The 24,458-nt window shown below is 52.5% G+C and carries 20 protein-coding genes; 13 read left to right on the top strand and 7 right to left on the bottom strand.

Translation table 11 applies throughout. From position 1 onward, the window contains the following. The first annotated feature begins 117 nt into the window (after positions 1 to 117). The 5 genes from ACFMKP_RS19810 to ACFMKP_RS19830 all read left to right on the top strand — a co-directional run bounded on the left by ACFMKP_RS19810 (position 118) and on the right by ACFMKP_RS19830 (position 4,753). The gene (locus ACFMKP_RS19810) at positions 118 to 1,122 is read left to right on the top strand and encodes a hypothetical protein (protein ID WP_382294370.1); all 1,005 of its coding nucleotides are present in this window, start codon (positions 118 to 120) and stop codon (positions 1,120 to 1,122) included. Between the two features lie 126 nt (positions 1,123 to 1,248). Further along, complete coding sequence (locus ACFMKP_RS19815; protein ID WP_110513113.1) at positions 1,249 to 2,409, top strand: aminotransferase class I/II-fold pyridoxal phosphate-dependent enzyme; 1,161 nt, start codon at positions 1,249 to 1,251, stop codon at positions 2,407 to 2,409. Positions 2,410 to 2,426: 17 nt separating this feature from the next. Next, a complete protein-coding gene (locus tag ACFMKP_RS19820) occupies positions 2,427 to 2,702 on the top strand; it encodes a hypothetical protein (RefSeq protein WP_204755007.1) in 276 nt (91 codons plus the stop codon). Between the two features lie 33 nt (positions 2,703 to 2,735). Continuing rightward, entirely contained in the window at positions 2,736 to 3,428 is a 693-nt protein-coding gene (locus tag ACFMKP_RS19825) for a glycosyltransferase family 2 protein (RefSeq protein ID WP_382294373.1), read from the top strand. 38 nt (positions 3,429 to 3,466) lie between these two features. Continuing rightward, positions 3,467 to 4,753, top strand: a complete 1,287-nt coding sequence (locus tag ACFMKP_RS19830; RefSeq protein ID WP_204755005.1) for an adenylosuccinate synthase — start codon at positions 3,467 to 3,469, stop codon at positions 4,751 to 4,753. A gap of 268 nt (positions 4,754 to 5,021) precedes the next feature. On the opposite strand, the gene ACFMKP_RS19835 is transcribed toward ACFMKP_RS19830, so the two are convergent. The 3 genes from ACFMKP_RS19835 to ACFMKP_RS19845 all read right to left on the bottom strand — a co-directional run bounded on the left by ACFMKP_RS19835 (position 5,022) and on the right by ACFMKP_RS19845 (position 7,923). After that, the gene (locus ACFMKP_RS19835) at positions 5,022 to 6,236 is read right to left on the bottom strand and encodes an aspartate aminotransferase family protein (protein ID WP_382294375.1); all 1,215 of its coding nucleotides are present in this window, start codon (positions 6,234 to 6,236) and stop codon (positions 5,022 to 5,024) included. Between the two features lie 353 nt (positions 6,237 to 6,589). After that, a complete protein-coding gene (locus tag ACFMKP_RS19840) occupies positions 6,590 to 7,525 on the bottom strand; it encodes a cation diffusion facilitator family transporter (protein WP_382294377.1) in 936 nt (311 codons plus the stop codon). Then, positions 7,522 to 7,923, bottom strand: a complete 402-nt coding sequence (locus tag ACFMKP_RS19845; RefSeq protein ID WP_204755002.1) for a metalloregulator ArsR/SmtB family transcription factor — start codon at positions 7,921 to 7,923, stop codon at positions 7,522 to 7,524. Before ACFMKP_RS19845 ends, ACFMKP_RS19840 begins: the two co-directional genes overlap by 4 nt. A 182-nt stretch (positions 7,924 to 8,105) precedes the next feature. On the opposite strand from ACFMKP_RS19845, the gene ACFMKP_RS19850 reads away from it, so the two are divergent. From ACFMKP_RS19850 to ACFMKP_RS19860, 3 genes are read left to right on the top strand one after another with little or no spacing between them, the layout of a single operon-like run. Beyond that, positions 8,106 to 8,573, top strand: a complete 468-nt coding sequence (locus tag ACFMKP_RS19850) for a GbsR/MarR family transcriptional regulator (protein ID WP_382294380.1) — start codon at positions 8,106 to 8,108, stop codon at positions 8,571 to 8,573. Positions 8,574 to 8,575: 2 nt separating this feature from the next. Further along, positions 8,576 to 9,478: an ATP-binding cassette domain-containing protein gene (locus ACFMKP_RS19855; RefSeq protein WP_382294382.1), complete on the top strand. Its 903-nt coding sequence runs from the start codon at positions 8,576 to 8,578 to the stop codon at positions 9,476 to 9,478. Further along, positions 9,468 to 10,280 carry an ABC transporter permease subunit gene (locus ACFMKP_RS19860; protein ID WP_382294383.1) on the top strand — a complete coding sequence of 271 codons (813 nt, stop codon included), beginning with the start codon at positions 9,468 to 9,470 and terminating at the stop codon, positions 10,278 to 10,280. Before ACFMKP_RS19855 ends, ACFMKP_RS19860 begins: the two co-directional genes overlap by 11 nt. A gap of 427 nt (positions 10,281 to 10,707) precedes the next feature. On the opposite strand, the gene ACFMKP_RS19865 is transcribed toward ACFMKP_RS19860, so the two are convergent. Next, on the bottom strand, positions 10,708 to 11,346 hold the full coding sequence (locus tag ACFMKP_RS19865; protein WP_382294385.1) for an FMN-binding negative transcriptional regulator: 639 nt from the start codon (positions 11,344 to 11,346) through the stop codon (positions 10,708 to 10,710). A gap of 2 nt (positions 11,347 to 11,348) precedes the next feature. After that, positions 11,349 to 11,741: a YybH family protein gene (locus ACFMKP_RS19870; protein ID WP_382294387.1), complete on the bottom strand. Its 393-nt coding sequence runs from the start codon at positions 11,739 to 11,741 to the stop codon at positions 11,349 to 11,351. Positions 11,742 to 12,251: 510 nt separating this feature from the next. On the opposite strand from ACFMKP_RS19870, the gene priA reads away from it, so the two are divergent. Then, positions 12,252 to 14,741, top strand: a complete 2,490-nt coding sequence (priA, locus tag ACFMKP_RS19875) for a primosomal protein N' (protein WP_382294389.1) — start codon at positions 12,252 to 12,254, stop codon at positions 14,739 to 14,741. A gap of 420 nt (positions 14,742 to 15,161) precedes the next feature. Here priA and ACFMKP_RS19880 read toward each other — a convergent pair whose 3' ends face one another. Then, entirely contained in the window at positions 15,162 to 16,199 is a 1,038-nt protein-coding gene (locus ACFMKP_RS19880; protein WP_382294391.1) for a hypothetical protein, read from the bottom strand. Positions 16,200 to 16,993: 794 nt separating this feature from the next. Here ACFMKP_RS19880 and pfkA point away from each other — a divergent pair. The 3 genes from pfkA (at position 16,994) to ACFMKP_RS19895 (ending at position 20,359) form a co-directional block, all read left to right on the top strand. Continuing rightward, a complete protein-coding gene (gene pfkA, locus ACFMKP_RS19885) occupies positions 16,994 to 17,989 on the top strand; it encodes a 6-phosphofructokinase (protein WP_054535627.1) in 996 nt (331 codons plus the stop codon). A 130-nt stretch (positions 17,990 to 18,119) separates the two neighbouring features. Continuing rightward, positions 18,120 to 18,914 (top strand): DUF2270 domain-containing protein, encoded by a 795-nt coding sequence (locus ACFMKP_RS19890; RefSeq protein ID WP_382294393.1) that lies wholly within the window; start codon positions 18,120 to 18,122, stop codon positions 18,912 to 18,914. A 23-nt stretch (positions 18,915 to 18,937) separates the two neighbouring features. Beyond that, on the top strand, positions 18,938 to 20,359 hold the full coding sequence (locus tag ACFMKP_RS19895) for a dihydroorotase (RefSeq protein ID WP_382294395.1): 1,422 nt from the start codon (positions 18,938 to 18,940) through the stop codon (positions 20,357 to 20,359). Positions 20,360 to 20,851: 492 nt separating this feature from the next. Here the strand turns inward: ACFMKP_RS19895 and ACFMKP_RS19900 are convergent, their stop codons facing one another. Continuing rightward, complete coding sequence (locus tag ACFMKP_RS19900; RefSeq protein ID WP_054535624.1) at positions 20,852 to 22,186, bottom strand: glutamine synthetase family protein; 1,335 nt, start codon at positions 22,184 to 22,186, stop codon at positions 20,852 to 20,854. Between the two features lie 521 nt (positions 22,187 to 22,707). Here ACFMKP_RS19900 and polX point away from each other — a divergent pair. Then, positions 22,708 to 24,444, top strand: a complete 1,737-nt coding sequence (gene polX / locus ACFMKP_RS19905; protein ID WP_382294397.1) for a DNA polymerase/3'-5' exonuclease PolX — start codon at positions 22,708 to 22,710, stop codon at positions 24,442 to 24,444. Positions 24,445 to 24,458 lie beyond the last annotated feature (14 nt).

Raw genomic sequence — 24,458 nt, forward strand, 5'->3', positions numbered from 1 at the left:
AGGGCACGTTTGTGATTTGAGAGTTTGGAAGAATGGGTGGCGCGATCATTGCTAAGTAGGAAACCTCTTGGCAGTAGGAATGCCGACAACAGATTTTATTTAGGAGGATTGACCCTCATGTCAAAACGGACGATTAGCGCAATTTTAATTGCTCTAGCATTAAGCGCTTGTGGCAGCACTGCCGCTCCAACCGCAACCACGGCTCCAACTGCAACTACAGCTCCAACCGAAGCTGCGGTTCCAACTGCAACCGAAGCAGCAGCTGTTGAACCAACCCGCGATACTGGCAGCCCCTCAACTGATGCAGCTGAAATTCCAGCTCCACCACAAAGCGAGCCATACGTCAAAGGTGAAAACACCATTATTGACGCAGCTATTGGTGGTATGGAAGGTGAATTCGAAAACCAAGAAAAACAAACTGGCTTGGATCTCGAACCATTGACCTACTACATCACCGAAGAAACTCCTCAAACCATGGTCGATTTCTACGAAGGTGAAATGGCAAACTACGGTTGGGGCACGGGCCAAGTTCAAGACCAAAACTTCGGTAAAGTGTTGGTTTACCCAAGCGCAAGCTCACCAACTACCGTTGCGATGATTGGCGTGTTGGATCTTTCAACCGTTGATAGCAGCATGAACCAATCAATCATCTTCACCACTGTTGGTCGTTTGGGTGGCGGTGGCAGCACCATGCCTGACGCGACTCCTGATACCGGCAGCGGCAGCAGCGATCCAATGCCAGCTGGCGACTTGAGCGATATTCCAGCTCCACCAAGCAGCGAAGAATACAAAGCTGGTGACGATGCTTTGACCGATACCTTCATGGAAAGCTTTGAAAAAGGTTTTGCTGGCAGCGCTGGCGATACCAATGTCTTGGGCAAAGCAGCCTACATTTCAACTGCTACCCCTGCAGAAATCAAAAGCTTCTATGACAGCGAATTAGAAGCAGCTGGTTGGATGGCTATGCCTGCTGGTGATAGCACCGGCATGGCTGGTTCACAAACCTTGACCTACACCAACATGAGCGCTGGCGAAGCCTTGGTTGTGATGACCCTCGACCGCGCGAGCATGAGCATGGGCGATGGCATTTTGGTCATCGTGATCAAAGCCGCTGCTCAATAAGCACTTGATTGGCTCGCCCAATCGTTTCCCCCTGGATTGCTACGGCGATTCAGGGGGATGTTTTTTTGCAAAATGGCTGTGGTATCATAGACCAGCAAGCCAAATCAAGCAGCTAAGGAGGCAGCCATGACGCGTGAGCGACTTTCTGCAAGGGTGCAGAGCGTTCCACCATCAGGGATACGGCGGTTTTTTGATATTGCTGCCACAATGGAGAATGTGATTTCGCTCGGAATAGGCGAGCCAGATTTTGTCACGCCCTATACGATTACCCAAGCGGGGATTCGTTCGTTGCAGCAAGGCAAAACTGCCTATACCTCAAACTCGGGGACGATTGAGCTGCGCCAAGAATTGCAAAAACATCTCAATCAGCTCTATGGAATCAATTATGATCCTGAGAATGAGTTGTTGATTACGGTTGGGGTTAGCGAAGCTTTGCAAAATGCTATGCTGGCAACTATCGATCCTGGCGATGAAGTGATTATTCCTGAGCCATGTTTTGTGGCTTATGGCCCAAGTGTGGTCTTTGCTGGCGGGGTTCCGGTGTATGTCAGCACTTCGGTTGAGCAAGAGTTTCAAGTAACTCGCGAGGCAATCGAGGCCGCAATTACGCCCAAAACCAAAGCGATTTTAATTGGCTATCCCAATAATCCAACTGGTGCGGTAATGAGCCGCGAACGCTTATTGGATATTGCTGCTTTGGCCGAACAATACGATCTCTTGGTATTTTCCGATGAGATTTACGATCGCTTGGTGTATGGCGTTGAGCACACCAGTTTTGCCCAATTGCCTGGCATGCGCGAGCGCACAATTTTGCTTGGTGGCTTCTCGAAGGCCTACGCCATGACTGGCTGGCGCTTGGGTTGGTTGGCAGCTTCAGCAGAGATTGCCAATGCCGTGCGCAAAATCCATCAATACGCTATTATGTCTGCGCCAACGGTTGCCCAATATGCTGGTTTGGCAGCCTTGCAAACTGGCGAAGAAGATGTGCAACGCATGGTCAGCGAGTACGATCGCCGTCGCCAAGTGATTGTGGCTGGGTTGCGCCAAATTGGCCTGCCAACCTTCGAACCACAAGGCGCGTTTTACGTTTTCCCCCAAGTTAGTAGTTTGGGGCTAACCAGTGAAGCCTTTGTTGAAGGCTTACTTTATAATGAAAAAGTTGCGGTTGTGCCAGGCGATGCCTTTGGGCCAAGCGGCGCGGGCTTCGTGCGCATGTGCTACGCAACCAGCATGGATAATATTGAAACCGCTTTAGAACGAATCGAGCGCTACGTTCGTTCATTGTAAATTGTAAAGGATGCGCCATGAGTGCCGAATCACCTGTTGTATGTACCCGCTGTCAACGACAGCTTACGCCCGATGACGTGCGCATGGCGCAACCTTTGATTACCTTCAAAGAGTTGGTGCAAGCAGCTTTTAAAACCCCTTCCCTCTTAAGTGCAACCTTGCCGGATGTACCCTACTGCCCAGAATGTCGCGTGATTATTGCCAAACAACGCCAAACAGAACAACTTAAATTCTTGGGAGCGGCAATTGCCATTCTGGCTATTTTGATTGTGATTGTGTTGTTTGTGTTCTAGTTGCATTGCTGCTTGGGGATTTTTAGGAAAAAAATGATGCTTTTATCTGTGTTAATTCCTTGCTACAATGAAGCAGCAACGATTGCAAAAATGCTAGAGCGCTTGGCGCAAATTACCATTCCAATGCAATGGATCGCCGTCGATGATTGTTCGAAAGACGCTACCTATGAGGTCTTACAACAATTAACGACAACCTACCCACACATGCAGGTTGTGCTGCATAGCCACAATCGCGGTAAGGGCGCTGCCATTCGCACGGCCCTTACCCACGCAACTGGCGAGATTGTTGTAATTCAAGATGCCGACCTCGAATATGACCCCCAAGATTTTTATGAATTGATCAAACCAATTGAAGCTGGGTTGGTGAATGTTGCGTTTGGTTCGCGCTTTATGGGTCGGCATACCGGCATGTATTTTTGGAATGCTATTGGCAACAAAGGTCTCACCTTTTTAACCAATTTGCTGTTCAACTGTTGGATCTCCGATATGGAAACCTGCTACAAGGTCATGCGCACTGATATTATGCGCTCGATGAACTTGGTTTCCAACGATTTTCGGATTGAGGCAGAAATAACGGCGAAGGTTCTGATGCAGGGTGAGCGAATTTTTGAAGTGCCAATTACATACTTGGGGCGTACCTATGAAGAGGGCAAGAAAATGCACCCCAAATATGGCTTTTTGACGGTTTGGGCGTTATTCCGTTTGCGTTTGCTCGGTCGCCCATAACCACGGTATTTGCTCCTCTTACAGAAAAGGTGATACATATGCCAGTCGTTGCAGTTCTTGGCGCTCAATGGGGCGACGAGGGCAAAGGTCGTGTTGTCGATTTATTGGCAACTAAAGCCAAATTGGTTATTCGCGCTGCCGGTGGCTCGAACGCCGGCCATACCGTGATCAACCATCTTGGCACATTTAAATTGCACCTCACGCCCGCCGGAATTTTCGATGCCAATGTGGTCAATATTATCGGCGCAGGCACGGTGATCGATCCTGCGGTCTTGTTGAAGGAACTTCAAGCCTTGCGCGAGGCCAATGTTTCGCTTGATCAATTGTATATCAGCGATCGCGCTCATGTCGTGATGCCCTATCACGTTTCGCTCGATGCGCTCGAAGAAAAAGATCGTGGTGCAAACGAAATTGGCACCACCAAACGCGGCATTGGCCCAGCCTATGTTGATAAAGCATCGCGCATGGGCATTCGGATGGGCGATTTGTTGCACGAAGAAACCTTGCTTAGCCGCCTAACCAGCGTCTTAGAATACAAAGGTCGCGTGCTGAACAAAATGTATAGCGCTCAGCCAAGCGCCTCGTTGCACGATATGTATTTGCAATATTTGGAGTTTGGTCGCCAACTCGAATCCCATATCGTGCCAATCCATGGCATGGTGCAAGATGCCTTGCGCCGCGATATTCCAATTTTGATCGAAGGCAATCAAGGAGCTTTGTTGGATGTTGATTATGGCACATTCCCCTATGTGACTTCAACCGCAACTGGCTCAGCAGGCGCTTGCCAAGGCGCTGGGATTCCGCCAATGCGTTTAAATGGCGTGGTGGGAATTTACAAAGCCTATACAACTCGCGTTGGTGGCGGTCCCTTCCCAACCGAATTAACCGACGATCTTGGCGAGCATATTCGTCAAGCTGGCCAAGAATTTGGCACAACCACCGGTCGGCCTCGGCGGGTTGGTTGGTTCGATGCAGTCGCAGCCCGCTACGCAGCCGAAATCAATGGCATTAGCTCAATCGCGCTGACCAAGCTCGATGTGCTTGATGATGTTGAAACGCTGAAGATTTGTATTGGCTATCGCTGGAACGACACCGAGCTTGATTCGTTCCCATCGTCGATTTCGGTGCTGAGCCAAGTCGAACCAATTTACGAAGAATATCCAGGTTGGAAAACTAATACCAGCGATGCCCGCACCTTAGATGAATTGCCCGAAGCTGCCCAACGCTATGTGCGCCGCTTAAGCCAATTGGTTGGCGTGCGCTTGGGCATGATTTCGGTCGGCCCTTCGCGTGAGCAAATGGTGGCCTTGCAGGAAATTTTCTAAAGTAAGCCGTTCCCTCACCCCCCAGCCCCCTCTCCCACTGAATGCGGGCGAGGGGGAGCACCCGTGGTTTCTTTACCCCCAACCACCTCTCCCACTGAACGCGGGCGAGGGGGAGAACCCGTGGTTCCTTGACTCCCAACCCCCTCTCCCACTGAATGCGGGCGAGGGGGAGCATCCGTGGTTCACCAAGGAATTGGGATAGAACCACGCTGTTAAAGCCCCTCGCCCGCCGTGTGGGAGAGGGGGCTGGGGTGAGGGGTCTTTTTTTTTAGCTTACAACTTGGCTAATTGCATCGCCCAAGCGGGTAACTAATTCCTCGGCATCGTTGTGGCCGAGCACCAACGGCGGAATAACCCGCACCACATCGTTGCCAGAACCAACCAACAACAAGCCTTGGTCGAAGGCGGCATCGGTAATTTGGGCAGCGGTTGGGCCTTTGAATTCTACGCCCCAAATCAAGCCCCGCCCACGCACAGCGCTAATTACATCGAAACGTTCGCCCAAATCACGCAGACCAGCGCCCAATTCGGCTCCAACCGAGCGCACATGATCAAGCATGGTTGGATGGGTCAGCTTTTGCAAAACCACATTGGCCACGGCACAAATAAAGGGATTGCCACCAAAGGTCGTGCCATGATCACCATAATTCAAGGCTTTGGCAACCCGTTCGTTGACTAAAACCGCACCAATTGGCAAGCCACCACCAAGCGGCTTGGCCAGCGCCATAATATCGGGAGTCATACCCAAGGCTTCGTGCGCCCAAACATCGCCAGTGCGGCCCATGCCACATTGAATCTCATCGAAAATCAAGATCGCATCGACTTGATCGCAACGACGGCGTAGGGCTTGGGCAAACTCAGGGCTGATTGGCCGAATGCCGCCCTCGCCTTGAATTGGCTCGATAATCACGGCGGCAACGCTGCTATCAATCGTTGCTTCGAGGGTTGCTTGGTCGCATTCAAGGCTAATAAAACGCACGCCTGGAATCAAAGGATTAAACGGTGTGCGGTAGGCCTCGCGCGAGGTAACCGACAACGCGCCCATCGAACGGCCATGAAACGAATCGTGAAAGGCCACAAAACCAGTTTGTTGCTCAGGCCGTTGATTATGGGTATAGCGGCGGGCAAACTTCAGGCTGGCTTCGATCGCTTCGGTGCCAGAATTACAGAAAAAAGCCTTGCTGGCCCACGGGGTCAGATCGACCAAGCGTTGGGCTAACTCGGCGACCGAGGCAGTGTAATAGAGATTTGATGTGTGCAACAAACCAGTTGCTGCCTGCTGAATCGCCGCCACAACTTCGACATCGCCATAACCCAAGGCATTGACCGCAATTCCAGCGGTGCCATCCAACAAACGCCGTCCATCGGCGGCATGCAACCATGCGCCTTCGCCACCGACTAAAGCGAGTTTGGCTCGTTTGTAGAGCGGCAACAAAAATGTATCACTCTGCGCAATAATCGCTTCTTGTTCGCTTTGTGTCATGGCCTCGATTCCATCCCTGTTAGCAAAAAATCAATTGGCGTGCATTGTAGCACTTTCTACCAAGTCAAATATCAAAAGGCAAAAGTCAAAATTGATCCACGAAAAAACAGAAGTCAAAAGGCAAAAAGTCAGAATTGATCCACGAAGCACACAAAGTTAAGTTTCTAGCCACAGATTGACACAGATTTGCTCGATTATGCTGTGATTCCCATAGTTGGTTCGATTACCTTCTGCTTTTGCCCTAGTTCTGAATCTTGATCCCTCGATTTTGCCTTTTGATTTCTGACTTTTGACTTTACCTCATCCCTGAATCCTGACCCCTTTTTGACTTCTGCCCTTTGACTTTTGATTTGCTAATGTTGGTGTTGCTCGGTCAGCGTGCAATAGAGTTGGGTTGTATTGCACGAACATTCAAGTTGCAAGGTTGCGTGACCAATGTTGTAGCTATGGCAAAGCAATTCATTAATCGCGTTAATCAATTGTGGGCTGCGCTGTGGATCTTGTTGGTTGGTTACAACGTGAGCCGAGAGCGCGCGCATGCTGGCAGTGATGCTCCAAATATGCAAATCGTGAATCGCCTGCACCCCAGGAATGGTTTGCAAATCGCTGACCACTTTGTCGACATCAATATCACGGGGCGTTGCTTCCAACAACACATCGATCGAATCGCGCAGAATTTGCCAAGCATGCCAGATGATAAAGCCTGCAATCAACACCGAAACTAGCGGGTCAAGCCAGCGCCAATTGGTAAAGAAGATGATAGCCCCTGCAATCGTTGCACCAATCGTCGAGAGCACATCGCCCATCAAATGCACAAATGCGCTGCGCAGATTGAGGTCGTTTTCGCTGCCCCGATGTACCAGCCACGCCGTGCCAGCATTGACCAACACCGCAATCAACGAAACCCCAATCATAATTGGCGCATCAACTTCTAGCGGGTTTTGTAAGCGCTCGATCGCTTCCCAGCCAATACCCAAAGCGATGCCAACCAAGGTCAACGAATTGACGAAGGCCGCCAAAATGCCAGCCCGATGGTAGCCAAAGGTTTTGCGGGCGTGAGCAGGACGACGCGTGAGCCACAGCGCAATCCAGCTAATCAGCAAGGCTAATACATCGCTGGCGTTGTGGGCAGCGTCGGTGAGCAACGCCAAACTGTTAGACCACAAACCAGCTACAATTTCGACCCCAACAAAGCCAAAGGTAATGATTAAAGCCAAAATCAGGCGGCCACCGGCATCGGCGGGCACGCTATGATGGTGATGATGTCCGTGGTCGTGATGTCCGCTCATCGTTCTTCCTCCAGCACAGCTAAAATTGGCGCAACCGATGGATCTGTGGTTGAGCCATGGCGAATATGATTCAGACAAACCAGCACCAGCACCCGCACATGGTCGTCGTCGAGGCTATAAAAAACCAATTTGCCCTCGCGGCGCTGCTTGACCAAGCGCAATTGGCGTAGCACCCGCAAATGTTGCGAAACCGCCGATTCGGAATAATTTAGAATCGCCGCCAAATCGGCGGTGCACAGCTCCTGCTCCAGCAAACAGCCAACAATTTTTACTCGCGTCGAATCAGCCAAGGCTCGAAAGGTTTCGGCCATCAAAAAATAGCTTTCGTCGTCGTGGAGCATTTGCCGCCCACGCTCAACCATGGCCGGATTAATTCCATCGTGATTATGGTCATGCATAATCGAGACCTCACATAAACGATTGCACAATTGCTAAATTATCAAATCGTTTGCGCTTCGTCAAGTAGTTTGCAACCTTTTGTTTTAGACCACGTATCATATTCAATCAGTTCAGTATTGACTGAACTTGCTGAACGTGCTAGATTCTATTCAATCAGTACTGAACAGAATTGAGTAGCGCTATGGACAATTTACAAGCACGTTTGGCGTATGCAGAACGAATTGCGGTTTTTTACGAAAAAGCTGGAGGTATCCCACGCATGGCTGGGCGAATTATGGGCTGGTTGTTGGTTTGCGATCCGCCGCAGCAAAATGCGACTGAGCTGGCGCAGGTGTTGAGCGCTAGCAAAGGCTCGATTAGCACCATGACCCGCTGGTTGCTGCACATTGGCCTGATCAACAAAACCACCATTCCAGGTGAACGGCGCGATTATTTTGAGATTCGCGAAGGCACATGGGCCGATTTGCTGGCCCAACAATTTCAAGCGGTTGGGGCATTTCGCGAGCTGGCGAACCAAGGCTTGGCCTTATTGAACGATCCTGAGGGTCACGAAGGTGCACGGCTGCGCGAAATGCACGATCTGTATGCATTTTTTGAGCGTGAATTACCGTTGCTCATTGAAAAATGGCGCAACGAACGAAAGGAATAACCATGACCACGGTTGTTCAAACCACGAACCTTTGCAAAACCTATGGCAAAAATCGCGGCATCGATGATTTAAATTTGCAGGTGTTGCAAGGCGAAGTCTTTGGCTATTTGGGGCCAAATGGTGCAGGCAAAACCACGACCATTCGGACAATTTTAGATTTTATTCGGCCAACCAGCGGCAACGCGCAGATTTTTGGCCTCGATTCGCAGCGTGATTCGCTGGCAATTCATCAGAAAATTAGCTATTTGCCTGGCGAATTGGTGATGTATGAAAAAATGACGGGCAGCGAAATGCTGAATTATTTTGCCCAGCTGCGTGGCAATGTCAGCCAACAAGCAATCAAGCAATTAGCCGAGCGCCTTGAACTGGATTTAAAGCGGCCAATTCGCACCTTATCCAAGGGCAATAAGCAAAAAGTTGGTTTGGTGCAAGCCTTTATGGGCCAGCCAGAGCTGTTAATTCTCGACGAGCCGACCAGCGGGCTTGATCCGTTGGTGCAGCAAACCTTTTATCAACTGGTGCTCGAAGCCAAAAACGCTGGGCGCACGGTTTTTCTCTCGTCGCATGTGATGTCGGAGGTTGAGCATATTTGCGATCGGGTCGGAATTATTCGGGCTGGCAAGTTGCTGGCAATTGATACGGTCAAAGCGCTCAAGGCGCGGGCGCGGCGCACACTTGATCTCTATTTTGCCCAGCCAGTTGAGCCTAGTGCGTTTGCCCATATTCCGAATATCGACGATTTGCAAGTGCTTGGCAACCATGTGCATTGTGCGGTCACTGGCTCGATTGACCAGTTGATCAAAACCGCAGCCCAATTTGAATTGCGCGATTTAGTCAGCCAAGCAACCGATTTGGAAGATATTTTCTTGGCTTACTACAAAGGCGAGGTGAGCGATGTTGCGTAATATTTTCAGCAAAACCATCTACGAACGCCGGCGCTCGCTGCTGTGGTGGGGCTTGGGCATTATCATGTTAGTTGCTGTGTTGATTGGCTTTTACCCAGCGATGAACAACCCAGAAACCAGCCAGCAGCTTGCCAAAGCTATGGAAGCCATGCCCAAGGAGATGTTGGCGGCGTTTGGGGTAACTGATGTTGCCAATTTGACCACGCCAGCAGGCTATATTCAAGGCCGCTTATTTGGCTTTATGCTGCCGCTGATCGTCATGATTTTTACGATTGGGCTTGGCTCACGGGTGATTGCTGGCGAAGAAGAAGCTCGCACACTCGACCTGATTTTGGCCCATCCAATTCGGCGCTCGACGATTGTTTGGCAAAGTTTTGCGGCGCTAAGTGTGCTGTCGCTGGCGATGGGCCTAATTACCTGGCTCAGTTTGTGGCTTGGTGTGCTGCTGCTGGATATGCAAATTGGCGCTAGCGAACTTGGCGCTGCCTCATTCAACATGAGCTTGATGGCGCTGTGTTTTGGGGCTATCGCCTTGCTAATTGGCGCGGCAACAGGCAAGCGCGCCTTGAGCATGGCGGTGGCCACGATTTTGGCAGTGATTGGCTATTTTGTGAATTCGCTGGCCACGGTGATCGATTGGCTCGCGCCATTGCAAAAACTTTCGCCATTCTATTATGCCGATTACAACCAACCGCTCAAACATGGCTTTCACTATTTGCCATTTTTGGTGTTAGGCAGCGTGATTGTGCTCTGTGGGTTTGCTGCGGTCAAACTGTTTGAGCGCCGCGATGTAGCTGTGTAATCGCACTGGTACATTGGATTGGCCACCAGAAGCATTCCCTCACCCCCGGCCCCTCTCCCACTGAACGCGGGCGAGGGGAGCACCGACCGCGCGGTTCCCCCTCACCTCGCGAGCGAGCGAGGGTGAGCACCCGTTTTTTACTACGCATTGCGGCAGAACCACGGCATTAAAGCCCTTCGCCCGCCACGGGGGAGCGGGGTTCTTTCAAGGGTAGGTTTTTAAGAATTGGTGGTGGTTTGGCACGTTTCCTCACCCCCCAACCCCCTCTCCCACTGGACGCGGGCGAGGGGGCGCACTCGTTTTTACCGACGCATTGCCTAAGAACGAGGGAGTTAAAGCCCCTCTCCCGCGCCACGGGAGAGGGGTTGGGGTGAGGGGATCTTAACAACCTACCCTTGAAAGGGAGAGGGGTTGGCACATCGTTTGATCACGATGATTGGCGTTGTTTGATCAGTTCAATCATTGCCGAGGCTGCTGGTTCGTTGCTGGCCTCTAGGCCTACGATCACACTTTGTTGATTGGCATGAGGTTGGTTTTGGCTAACCTTCCATTTGCCCAGCAAGCGAGTAATTGGAATTGCAATGCCAACAATCGCCTTGAGCAAGGCTTCGGTATATTCGTGCGGCGCATCGCCAACTTGCCATTGATGCTCAAATGAAGCTTCATTGTGCTTGGTCAGCTGTTCGAGTTGTTGGCGCAGCCATTGCGGATCATCGATGACCTGCAAAGGGCCATAGGCATGAGCGACGGCATAATTCCAAGTTGGCACAACCTTGCCAGTTTGGGCTTTGCTAGCATACCAACTTGGCGTGATGTAGCTATCAGTGCCATGGAAAATTGCCAAGATTTCGTATTGCGAAGTATGTTCCTGCCAGATGCTATTAGCGCGAGCCACATGGCCGTAGAGCGTGCCAAACTCGCCAGCTTGTGGGTCGAGATAGAGCGGAATGTGATTGGCGTTGATGCCGTTTTGATTGAGGGTAATAATTGTTGCCAAGGGTTGGCGCTGGATTAATTCGTGCAATACTTCGCGGCGTGGCTCGGCAAAATGTTTGGGGATGTACATGGTCAATCCTCTTTTAATGTTTGGAGCATATTCGCATCGCGCAGCAAGAGCCAACCGTGGGCATGCTTCTGCCACAACGAAAAGCTATCGCCCGCCCGAATGATTGGCGCTTGGCCATTGGGTGGCTGAATCTGCACCCGCAGTTGGTTCCAGCAGGTGGCCCATTTGCCATTGAGCTTAATCTCTTGAATTTCAAACGCGATATTGAGTTTGAATTGGCTTAAACCTGCTGAAGCAGTGGCGAAGGCCTGCTTGCCGCGCATTGGGGCTTGGCCTGCGACCAAAAAAATCACCTCATCATCCAACAACGGCAAGATTTTGCTAACGTCTCCAGCCTCAGTTGCTTCGATCCATGTCGTTACCAATTGGCGAATAAGTGTTTGATCGTCGAGCATTGCATCCTCCTTGATCGCTCCAATTATGCCAATTAATCGCAATTGATTGTACCGCCTCTTGACCGAATTAAGTGCACAAGAAAGGTTCCCTCACCCACTAGCCCGCTCCTTGCTCGCTGTGTTAACGGATTGACCCACAAATGCCACGAAGAACACGAAGGATGAAACCGCGAAGAGCGCGAAGAGCGCGAAGAACGTTTTTTAGCCACGAATTCCACGAATTCCACGAATAATTATCTTTTAGCCACAGATTGCCACAGATTTGCTTGATGATGTGATGTTCCCATAGCCAAAAGCCCAATCCCTAATATCTCTGTTCTTACAGCCTGATCCCTAGCACCTGACAACTGATCCCTGATCACTTTTTCACTTCTGCATTTTGCCTTCTGCATTTTGCCTTCTGACTTTTGACTTTTGTTTTCATCCTTCATCCTTCATTAAAAATGGGCTAGCAAGGATGTGCTATGATAGATTTGCGCTGTTTTGTGTGAAGGAAGCAAGCCTACTGCTATGTATGCCCACGTTGCTCTCAATGCCTATTTGCCCGATAACCCTGAGGCGATTTTGACCTATGCCGTGCCGCCGCAGCTCCGACCGTTGAGCGTTGGAGCGTTGGTGTGGGTTCCGCTTGGGCCGCGGCGGGTACAAGGTGTCGTTTTAGAATTTATTACCCAACGGCCTCAAGGCTTTGTGGTGCGCGATATTCTTGAACACGCCGACCCAGAAGCGATTGCCGCGCCCGCTCAATTGGCCTTGGCTCAATGGTTTAGCCAAACCCAAGCGGTGCGCCTGTGGGAAGCGGTGCAATTGACTATGCCGCCTGGTGTGAAGCAAGAAATTGAGCGCACGTGGCGGCCAACCGAGCAAGGCCAGAAGATCGAGCTTGGCGTGCTCGATGAGCGCGAACGGGCGATTCTGTTTCATCTGCGGCGAGTTGGCGAGCAAAGCGAACGCCAGCTACGAGTTGATTTGCGTGGCTCGGACGCTGATCTGCGCCGCAGTTATACCGAACTGCATGAACGAGGCTTGATTGCGCTGGGTAGTTTGGTTTCGCGGCCAGCGGCCAAGCCAAAGCGCGAATGGAGCGTGCAACCAACCAGCGCCAGCCCTGCTGATGCCTTGGCCGAATTGAGCAAAGCACCACGTTTGGCGGCAATTTATCAAGCAATTTTGGAGCAAGCGCTTGATGGTGAAATGGTGCTGTTGCCTGAGTTACGTGATGTTGGCGCAACCTTGAGCCATCTGCGCAGCTTGGCCTTGCGTAATTTGATTCAGCTTGAGCAAGTTGAGGTGCGGCGCGACCCACTGCTTGGGCGTATTCCACCCTTGGAATTTCCGCCAGAACTAACGCTTGAGCAAGAACGGGGTTGGCGACAAATTGTTGAGGCCCAAGATTTAGCAAGCCGCACTGGCAAAGCCAAACCAATCTTGTTGCATGGCGTGACAGGCAGCGGCAAAACCGAGCTGTATTTGCGGGCGATTGGCCGTGCCTTGCGCAATGGCGGCCAAGCCTTGGTGCTGGTGCCAGAAATTGCCCTAACCACGCAGTTAGTGCGGCGGTTTGCGGCGCGCTTTCCCGAGCAATTGGCGGTGTTGCACTCAGAACTGAGCGTTGGCGAGCGCTACGACGAATGGCGGCGCTTGCGGCGTGGCGCTGCCCAAGTAGCAATCGGCTCGCGTTCGGCAATTTGGTCGCCGCTGGGCAAATTGCAATTAATTATTGTTGACGAAGAGCACGAGCATTCGTTTAAACACGAAGCCACGCCCTACTATCACGCCCGCGATTTGGCAGTGAAGTTGGCCGAATTGGCGGGCGCAGTGCTGATTTTGGGCAGCGCCACGCCTGCGCTCGAAAGTGCCTATGCCGTGCAAATCAACAAATACGAAGTGTTGGAATTACACGAACGAGTTGGGCGCAAAACCGTGGCAGGCGTAACCAAAGCCGATCCGATTCCGATGCCGCCAGTCCACATCGTCGATATGCGCAGCGAACTCAAGGCCGGCGTGAGGTCGATGTTTAGCCGCCCGTTGCAAAGCGCGATTCAGCGCACGCTCGAAAAACGCGAACAAACCATTTTATTTTTGAATCGGCGCGGCATCGCCTCGTTTGTGATGTGCCGCGATTGTGGCACGACGATTCAGTGCCCGCGTTGCGCTGTAGCTTTGGCGGTGCACGGAACCGAGGGCGAGCCGAATGCGCCGCCGACGTTGCGCTGCCATTATTGTGGCCACGTCGATTGGGTGCCGCGTAATTGCCCAAGCTGTTTTAGCACCCGCATTCGCGATTTTGGGGTTGGCACGCAGCGGGTGGTCGAAGAAGTTAAATTGCTTTATCCTGAGGCGCGGGTGATGCGCTGGGATCGTGATGTGACTGGGCGCAAAGGTTCACACGAAGCCTTGCTCAACCAATTTACTCAGCACGAAGCCGATATTTTGGTGGGCACGCAGATGGTTGCCAAGGGCTTTGATTTGCCGTTGGTAACGTTGGTTGGGGTGATTACCGCCGATACGGCCTTGAATTTGCCCGATTTTCGTTCGGGCGAGCGCACTTTTCAATTGTTGGCTCAAGTGGCGGGGCGGGCTGGGCGGCGGGCAGGCGGTGGGCAGGTGATTATCCAAAGCTATAATCCTGAACATTATGCAATTCAGGCAGCGGCCCAGCACGATTATCGCCAATTTTATCGCGAAGAAATTGCCTTTCGCCGCACGGCCCACTACCCGCCATTTAGCCGCCTGATTCGATTTATGACCCAATCGCCATCGAGCAAAACTGTTGAGCGCGTTGTACGCGAATTCGATACTCAGCTACGCGAGGAGCTAGAGCGACGGCGCATCCGCGATTGGGCGATTATTGGGCCGTCGCCAGCCTTTTTGCAAAAAGTGCGCGATTTGTATCGCTGGCATATTTTGGTGCGCTTGCCTGACCCAACCGATTTATTGCACGCTTTGAAAATTCCCGCCGGCTGGACGATCGATGTCGATCCAGTCAGTTTATTGTGATCCACGAAGAGCACGCAGAGTACGCAGAATGAAACCACGAAGAGCACGAAGATCGTGAAGCTGTTTTAGCCATCCATGGATCAAGTTCATCCTTCATCCCTCATCCTTCATAAGTTCGTGGCTCTGCGCCGCTGCGTTAAATTTCTCCCTATGCTCTATGTGTACTGGTTCATTGCGTTACCGACGATTCTCCCCTCACCCCCTAGCCCCCTCGCCCACTGAACGTGGGCGAGGGGGAGCGCCCCGTATGTATCAACCAATGGCGGCAGAACCACGGGATTAAAGCCCCTCGCCCACCACGTGGGCGAGGGGTTGGGGTGAGGGAATCATGCCGTGGTTAACCTGATGTACCAGTACACATAGCCCAAAGCCAATAGCCATAATTGCTCTGCGCCGCTGCGTTAAATTTCGCCCTATGCTTTATGCTCCTTGTTCATCGCTCACCAAAACGGCTTTGCGGCGGGTAAACAGCTTGGCAGCTTGCAGCACGAGCCAAATCAACAACGCCAACACAGCGACCAAGGCATATTCAATCACTGGAATGCGCACAATTTCATCGATTTTGTTCCAGCCGCGCCAGGTGTAAATGCCGATCACCAACGCCAGATAAGCGCCGCCAAGCAGCCAGCGCCAAGCTTTGCTTAGGCCCAAGCCATGCATTTGGGTGATGACAAAAATGCCGAAGAAGCCAAAGAAGAACATCGGCCAGAAGCCAGTTGGGCCAGCTTGCACGAAGGCCACCATCGCGCCGTGAAACAGCACCATCACCTCTTGGGTCAACATCCACCAGCGATTAACGTGCATGCGAGTCAGAAATAAGCTGCCTTGGAGCAACAGGAAGAACATATACACAAAGCCTACCAAGTGGCCGCTGCTGGTTTCCATCGGATGATACCAGAAGGTGTAAATAGCTGCCCACGAGAAAACATAGCCATGGTATTGACGGGCTGCGCGGCCAATTTCCTTGCTAATTGGCGCACGTTTGCCCATAAACAAGCCACGGCGGCTATTTTCCATCAACAAAATCCAGACCAGCATGACAATTACTGAGCCTTGTGAGCTGAAGATCGACACATCTTGGGCGAGGCCGTCATACCAAAAATGGGTTTGGATAAAGTGCAACACAATAAACAGCGCATTGGCACCAAGGGCAAACCAATTGATTGCTTGCAAGCCTTTGGTATATTTTTTTACCCGGGTTTGGGCATAATAAATCGCGGCCCAAATCGTCACTTGATGCAGTAAATAGCCGCCCCATGCGGTAACCCGCGACCATAGCGTTGGATTGGGCAATTGCCAATAATACCAGCTTGCGCCTTGATCGGGCAGCTTTTCGATGGCGTGCAAGCGCTGGCCCGCCCACCAAATCAGCGCGGTAAAAGCAAAACTAAACACAATCCCAAGCCAGAGCGCGGTTTGGGCCGAGCGCGGCTGCGAACGATCAAGCGACGATTCCATGCGAAAACCCCTTTATAAAGTCAGAAGGCAAAAGGCAAAAGGCAAAAAGGATTGGGCGACGAACTTTAGCGCAGAGGCGCAGAGGGAAAGATGGCTATGGGCTTTGGGCTATAGATCATAAAAATCCTAAAAATCGTTCCGTTAGTCAATAGCTGTAATGGTTGATTGGATTGGCAACCGCGTTCCCTCACCCCCCAGCCCCCTCTCCCACGAAAACGCGGGCGAGGGGGAGCACCCGTTTTCACCACGCCGTGCGGCAGAACCACGGGATTAAAGCCCCTCGCCCGCCACGTGGGAGAGGGGGTTGGGGTGAGGGGATCAGACGGTGGCTGTGTACCATTACATATAGCCATCAGCCTATAGCTTCCCATGCTCTGCGCCTCTGCGTTAAAAAACGTAGCTCGTTTATGCTCTATGTTCTATGTTCTTTGTTCTAACCCATCCCTACGAAACTGCTTGCTATTTGGATTGAACAATGCCATGATACCCCTGAAATGGAAATAGTCGCTTCTTGGTATAATGGGGCGCACCAAGGCCGAGGCACATATGCGAAAATCGTCAACCAATCGGCTACTCCTGTGGGTAGCAATCGCAATTGTTTTGTGGGTTGTAATCCGGCGAACTTCAATCGTCATTGTCGTTCCAGTAAGTGGGCTAGGTTTTCTGGGGTTTCTGGTGGCGAGTGTGATCTTGGTCTGGTGGATTTTACGAAAAGTGTTTTGAACTGCATGGCAAGGCTGCCATCGACGGCAATGTCGCCGCTTCAAGCATAATAACTTCAATGAGGTTTGATCATGCATCGCATTGCCGTTTTAACCAGTGGTGGCGACTCCCCAGGAATGAATCCCGCAATCCGTGCTGTAACGCGGACTGCGCTCCATGCAGGCTGTGAAGTGTTTGGCGTGTATCGAGGCTATGCTGGCCTGATTCAAAATGATATGCGGCGACTTGAATATAAAGATGTAGGCGGGATTATTCAACGTGGCGGCACGATGCTGCTCACCGCCCGCTCGCCAGAATTTATGACTCCCGCAGGCCGCGAAAAAGCAATTGAGAATTTACGCTGGCATGGGATCGAAGGCTTGGTGGTGATTGGCGGCGATGGTTCGTTGCGCGGGGCCGCTGCCCTGACCGCCGAACATGGCTTGCCAACCATCTGTCTGCCAGGCACGATCGATAACGATATGTATGGCACCGATATGAGCATCGGCGCAGATACGGCGCTCAACACGGTGCTGGAAGCGATCGATAAAATTAAAGATACAGCTTCATCGCACCAACGGGCCTTTATTATCGAAACCATGGGTCGTCACTCCGGCTATTTGGCCTTGATGGGCGGCTTAGCTGGCGGTGCTGAGGCGATCTTGATTCCCGAAATTCCCGATACAACGATTGAAGATGTGGTCGAAGTGATCAAGCGTTCGTTTCGCAAAGGCAAAACTAACTGCGTGATTGTGGCTGCTGAAGGCGCGCACTTGAACGCCCAAACCATCCAAGACCAAATTAACCAGATCGATGCTGAGGAAAGCGGCTTTAGCTTTAGCTTCCGCACGCGGGCCACAATTTTGGGCCACATTCAGCGCGGTGGCTCGCCATCGGCCTTTGATCGCACGTTGGCGACGCGGCTTGGTTCGGGCGCGGTCGAGTTTTTGCTATCTGGTAAGAACGGCGGTTTGGTTGGCGTGCAATCACGCAAATTAACCGTCACGCCCTACGATGAAGTGTTGGCAAATCCCAAAGTGCTTGATGCCAAGCTCTACGAACTTTCAAAAATTCTTGATCGTTATTAAAGAACAAAGAGCATAGAACATAGAACAGAGCGATCAGAGGATTTATTGTTGATCCGCCGAGCGAAAAGAGCATAGCCGAACGTTGTTCTATGCTCTTTGTTCTATGTTCTTATGCAAAAAGGTACTGGCTATGCAACGCCCAACCTTTATTCCGCCCAGCCCGACGGAGCCACCAACCATGCGTGGCCCACGGGTTACCACAGCCGCACCAATGCCCCGTGCGCCGCTGCCGATTACCCGACCACTCACGCCAAACGAATTTAATACCGCCTTGGTGCACTTGTATCGTGGCGAGTTGACCCGCGCCAACACTTGGCGGGTACGACTCGATGGCACGACCAATTGGGCAGTGCTGACGACGGGGGCAACGCTTTCGTTTGCCTTCAGCAGCGCCAGCAATACCCCAGTCATGATTCTGCTCAATTCGTTGTTGATTATGTTTTTTCTGTTTATCGAGGCGCGGCGCTATCGCTTTTACGATTTGTGGCGCACGCGGGTGCGGGTGATGGAAACCGAATTCTTCGCCGATATGCTTGCACCCGAGCCGGATAGCGATACCAGCGGGCCGCATTGGCGCGAACTGTTGGCCCAAGATTTAATGGAGCCGCACTTTAACATCAGCGTCATCGAAGCCATGAGTCGGCGCTTGCGGCGCAATTATGTGTGGATTTTTGCCCTCTTGGCCTTGAGTTGGGTCACCAAAGTGGGCATTCATCCAACAATTGCCCGATCGTTTGCTGAGGTGTATGATCGGGCTGCCGTCGGGCCGTTGCCAAGTTGGTTTATGCTCTTGTTTGGGCTGGCCTTCAATGGTGGTTTGGTCTGGCTTGGCTGGCTAGGCGAAAAATCGCAAGAATCAAGTGGCGAAATTCTGAGTCGCAACGAGGCCCGCGATAAAATGGGCAGCGGTACGCCAAACGAATAAGCGCCCAATCAGTGGAGTTCTACATGTCACGGATTGTGATCAAAAACGGCTGTATCATCGATCCAGCCCGCAAAACTGCGACCGTCGGGGATTTGGTGCTGGAAAACAATCGGGTGCGCGAGGTCATCGAGTTGGCCATGGCTCCCGATTCGTATGGCGATGATGTTGAGTTTATCGATGCCTCTGGCTGTTTTGTGACCCCTGGCTTTATCGATATTCACACCCACTTGCGCGAACCAGGCTTCGAGGGCAAAGAAACGATTGCCACGGGTATGGATGCGGCGGTGCGTGGCGGCTATACAACGATTTGCCCAATGCCCAACACCAATCCTGCGCTCGATTCGGCTCCGCTGATTCGCCAACAATTTGATATTGCCGCCCGCCATGGGCCAATTCATGTGCTGCCAATCGGCGCGGTAACCCTTGGCCGCGAAGGCAAGGTGCTTGCACCACTGATCGAATTGGCCGAAGCTGGTGCTCATGGCTTTAGTGATGATGGCTCGCCAGTTTGGGATGCTCACATCATGCGCCAAGCATTGCTATATAGCAAAATGACTGGCCGCCCTGTGATGAACCACTGCGAAGATTTGAGCATTGTGCGTGGCGCGCCGATGAACGAGGGCGCGGTCGCAACCCGTTTGGGCTTGAGCGGTTGGCCTGCTGCTGGCGAAGAAGTGATGATCGCCCGTGATATTGCCTTGGCCGAGGAAACTGGCGGACGCTTGCACATTTGCCACGTGAGCACCGCTGGCGGCGTAGAATTGATTCGGGCTGCCAAGGCGCGCGGCGTGCGCGTAACCGCCGAAGTTACCCCGCACCACCTGACTATGACCGATCGCTGGGTGCTGGGCAATATGGAGCCATGGGATGGCAAAGGCCCCTATGATCCGTCGCAATTAGCGCCCTACGATACGCGCACCCGCGTTAGCCCACCGTTGCGTGCCAGCGAAGATGTGGCCGCCTTGATCGCAGGCTTGCGCGATGGCACAATCGATGCCGTGGCAACCGACCACGCCCCGCATACTCACGTTGATAAAGAATGCGAATATGGCTTTGCTGCCCCAGGCTACACAGGCTTGGAATTGGCCTTGCCGATGGTGTTGACCTTGGTGCAAACCATGCAGATCGATATTGTCGAGTTGATTGCACGCATGACGATTGGGCCAGCGGCGATTATCGATGTGCTGCCAATTTCGTTGGGGCCAGACGATCCAGCAACGCTGACAATTTTTGACCCTGCGGCGCTTTGGACGGTCACGCCAGAGTCGTTGGCTTCAAAAGGCAAAAATACTCCCTTGATGGGCCAAGAAATGCGTGGCCAAGTGATGTTGACGATGCTCGAAGGCCAAATCGTCTTTCGGCGCGAGCAATTTGGTGAGTCAAGCCGCCGCGAACATGGCGGGGCCGTCGGCAAACTCAGCGGCGTATTCGATGAGGAAGAGTAACCAAGAGCATAGAACATAGAACATAGAACAGAGATATACTGGTATATTGGGTTAACCGCGGTCTGATCCTCTCACCCCAACCCCGCTCCCACGTGGCGGGCGAGGGGCTTTAATCCCGTGGTTCTTGCACAATGCGTCGGTAAAAACCAGTGCTCCCCTCGCCCGCGTTCAGTGGGAGCGGGGCTGGGGGTGAGGGAATGAACCATGGTTGCTAACCTCATGAACCATTACACATAGAGCATAGATGTAATGGTTCATGAGGTTAACGACGGCCTGATCCCCTCACCCCAACCCCTCTCCCGTCCAACGGGCGAGGGGCTTTAACTCCGTGGTTTTTGCATGATTTGTGGTGAAAACGGGTGCTCCCCCTCGCCCGCGTTTTCGTGGGCGAGGGGGCTGGGGGGTGAGGGAATGTACCTCATTCGCGTTCTTCGCGCTCTTCGCGGTTAACAATAAACCAATCCCCAACCCCCAACAACCGACCCCCAAACGCTAATAAATTGGCAGGTAGCGGTCAAGCTCCCATTGCGAGACGTGGCGGCGGTAGGCATCCCATTCTTGGGTTTTGGCCTCGATATAGCGCTCGTAAATGTGCTCGCCCAAGGCTTCTTGAATCACACTATCGCGCTTTAATTCTTCCAAGGCTTCGCCCAGCGAGACGGGCAAGGTTTTCAAGCCCCGCGCTATCGGGTCAACATGATACAAATCTTCTTCGGCTGAGGGTGGTGGCATGAGCTTGCGCTTAATCCCATCTAAACCTGCTGCCAACATCACCGAGAAGGCCAAATAGGGGTTGGCCGATGGATCAGGGCAGCGCAATTCGATGCGGGTTGCTTGGTTCGAGCGGCCTGCGCTGATGCGTGGAATGCGCACAAGGGCCGAGCGATTGGTGCGGCCCCAGCTGACATAAATTGGCGCTTCGTAGCCTGGCACCAGCCGCTTGTACGAATTGACCAACGGCGCAAGCACAGCGGTCATGCCCAACGCATGGTCGAGCAAGCCAGCGGTAAAATGCTGTGCCAACAACGATAAATTGTTGGTTTCGTGATCATGGAACTCGTTGCGGCCCGTCACGATCGATGACAAACTCTGGTGGACGTGCATGCCCGACCCGTTGATCCCAGCAATTGGTTTGGGCATAAAGGTGGCGTGCAGGCCATTCAATTGGGCAATTGCCTTCAACACCGTGCGAAAGGTCACCGTATGATCGGCCATGGTCAGCGCGTCGCCATACTCGAAATCAATTTCATGCTGGCCAATTGCCACCTCGTGATGGCTGGCCTCGACTTTAATCCCAAAGGTTTGCAACGAAGCAACCATCTGGCGGCGAATGTGGGTTGCATAATCAGTTGAAACATCAAAATAACCAGCAGCATCGTGCGGAATTGGCACCAACTCGCCGTTTGGCCCAGGCTTAAACAAGAAAAACTCTAATTCTGGCCCAGTGTTGTAGATAAAGCCCAATTCTGCTGCTTGAGCTAAGGTGCGTTTGAGCACATGGCGCGGGTCGCCAGCAAATGGTTGGTCATCGGGCGTAAACACATCGCAAATAAAGCGCGCCGTAATATAATCGCCGGTGCTTTCCCACGGAATCACCGCGTAGGTGTTGAGGTCGGGCACCAAATACATATCGCTTTCGGCAATGCGGGCAAAGCCTTCAATCGACGAACCATCGAACCACACGCCGTGGTCGAGGGCTTGGTGAATTTGCGAAACAGGAATCGTCACATTTTTAATAATCCCAACAATGTCAGTAAATTGGAGATTAATAAACTGGACTCGTTGTTCAGCAATTTTTTCTAAAATTTCTTCTTTTGTGACTGGCATAGCCTGAATGCTCCTTCACTGACACCTAGCCACTGTGCATGATAGCCCAGTTGAGTTTGTTCATTATAGGGCAAAATGGCCAAAAATTCGCGTTGCTCAATTGGGCAAGTTGCCTGAAATTGGGATTAAGCTCCCCTCACCCCCCAACCCCCTCTCCCACTGAACGCGGGCGAGGGGGAGTACCCGTTTTACCAACGCATTACGCAAGAACCATGGCGTTAAAGCCCCTCGCCCGTTGGACGGGAGAGGAGTTGGGGTGAGGGGAGCTTACCAACCTACCCTTGTAAGAACCTCCTCGCCCACTGAACGCGGGCGAGGGGGAGCCAACGATGGTTTCCCTGTGATCGGGGTAAAAAGCCCCTCGCCCTCGCCACGGGAGAGGAGTTGGGGTGAGGGAACGCTCCACAGCCGACCACGTGTTAAAAACCTACGTCTCAGCCTGAGGCGACCATGCTATAATCAAACAACGTTTTGATCTACTCCTGCTCTTTTTCTTTTTTCAGCGTGAGCACAGCCAAACTATGCTTAGCAACCAAGCAATTGCCCAAGTCTTTGCCGATATTGCCGATGCGTTGGAAGTGATCGGCGAAAATCGTTTTCGTTTGGCGGCCTATCGCCGTGCCAGCGATACGCTTGCCGCTCAAACTACCAGCCTTGCCAGCCTGCGCGAACAAGGTTCGTTAACCAGCCTGCCGAATATTGGCGAGGCCAGCGCCGCAATCATTGGCGAATTGCTCGATCATGGCCATTCGGCCTTGGCCGATCAGCTCTTGGAGAAAGTGCCACCTGGCTTGTTGCAGATTTTGCGCGTGCCCGAAATTGGCCCCAAAACCGCTGCCCGCCTGTTTCGTGATGAAGGGATTCAGGATCTTGAGGCTTTGTTTGCGGCGGCCCAAGATGGGCGTTTGGCCAAAATCAAGGGCTTTGGGGCCAAAAGCGCGGCCAAGGTGCTAAGTGCCCTCGAAGCGCTGCAAAACCAAGTGCTGCGCTTACGTTTGGTCGATGCCTTGCCTGTTGCCGAAGAATTGAGCGCAGCCTTGGCCGAATTGCCGAGTGTTAGCGCTGCCCAAGTCGTTGGCTCAACTCGGCGCTATCAGGCCAGCGTTGGCGATTTGAATTTTGTGGTGGCGACGCTTGATGCGGCTGCAACCTATGCCGCAATTGGCGCATTGGCCCAAGTTGCCCAAGCCACGCCCAGCGCCCATGGCATCCAACTCTTGCTGCACAACGCCATGAATGCGTGGGTTGTGGCAGTTGAGCCAAACCAATGGGGCAGTGCCTTGGTCTATTGGACTGGCTCAGCCAATCATGTCGCCGACCTGAATCAATTGGCTGAGGCGCAGAATTGGCAACTTGACCCAAGCAATTTACCCGATTTTGCCGATGAAGCAGCGCTCTATCAAGCATTAGGCTTGGATTGGATCACGCCTGAATTGCGCGAAGGTTGGGGCGAAATTGCGCTTGCTCAAGCCAAACAATTGCCAACGCTGCTGGAACAAAGCGCGATTATCAGCGATGTGCATTGGCACACAACTTGGAGCGATGGTGGCGCAAGCCTGCGTGAAATGGTGTTGGCGGGCATTGCCAAGGGCTATCGCTATATGGCGGTCGCTGATCATAGCGCCTACTTGGGCGTAACTGGCGGGCTTGATGGCGAGCGCTTGCTGTCCCAACGCGCCGAAATCGATGAGCTGAACCAACAATTAGCCGCCGAAGGCCATGATTTTCGCTTGTTGCAAAGCTGCGAAGTCGATATTTTGCCCGATGGTAGCTTGGCCTTGCCCGACGAGGTGCTTGCCAAATTAGATTTAGTGGTGGCTTCGCCGCATGTGGCCTTGCGCCAAGCCCGCGCTGAATCGACCGCACGTATGCTGCGCGCAATCAATAATCCTTATGTGACGATCATTGGCCACCCAACTGGCCGCATTTTGAATGGCCGCGCTGGAGCCGATTACGATATGGCGCAAATTATTGCGGCGGCAGCAGCAACCGGCACGGTCTTGGAAGTGAATGCAGGCCCAGAGCGGCTTGATCTCGATGCGGTGCATGTGCGGGCAGCGCTGGCAGCAGGCTGTAACATCAGCATTAATACCGATGCCCACGCGACGGCTGGCTTCAACAATCTTTTTTATGGAGTTGTAACCGCACGCCGTGGCGGGGTCAGCAACCAGCAGGTCATCAACACCTGGGAGGTTGAAGCAGTGCTCGGCTTGCGCCAACAAAAATTAGCGAAACTAGGAATCAAGAACGAAGCGTAGTTTTGGAGGCTGAT

The sequence above is a fragment of the Herpetosiphon sp. NSE202 genome, assembly GCF_042688385.1.
In the GTDB taxonomy this organism is placed as follows: Bacteria; Chloroflexota; Chloroflexia; order Chloroflexales; family Herpetosiphonaceae; genus Herpetosiphon.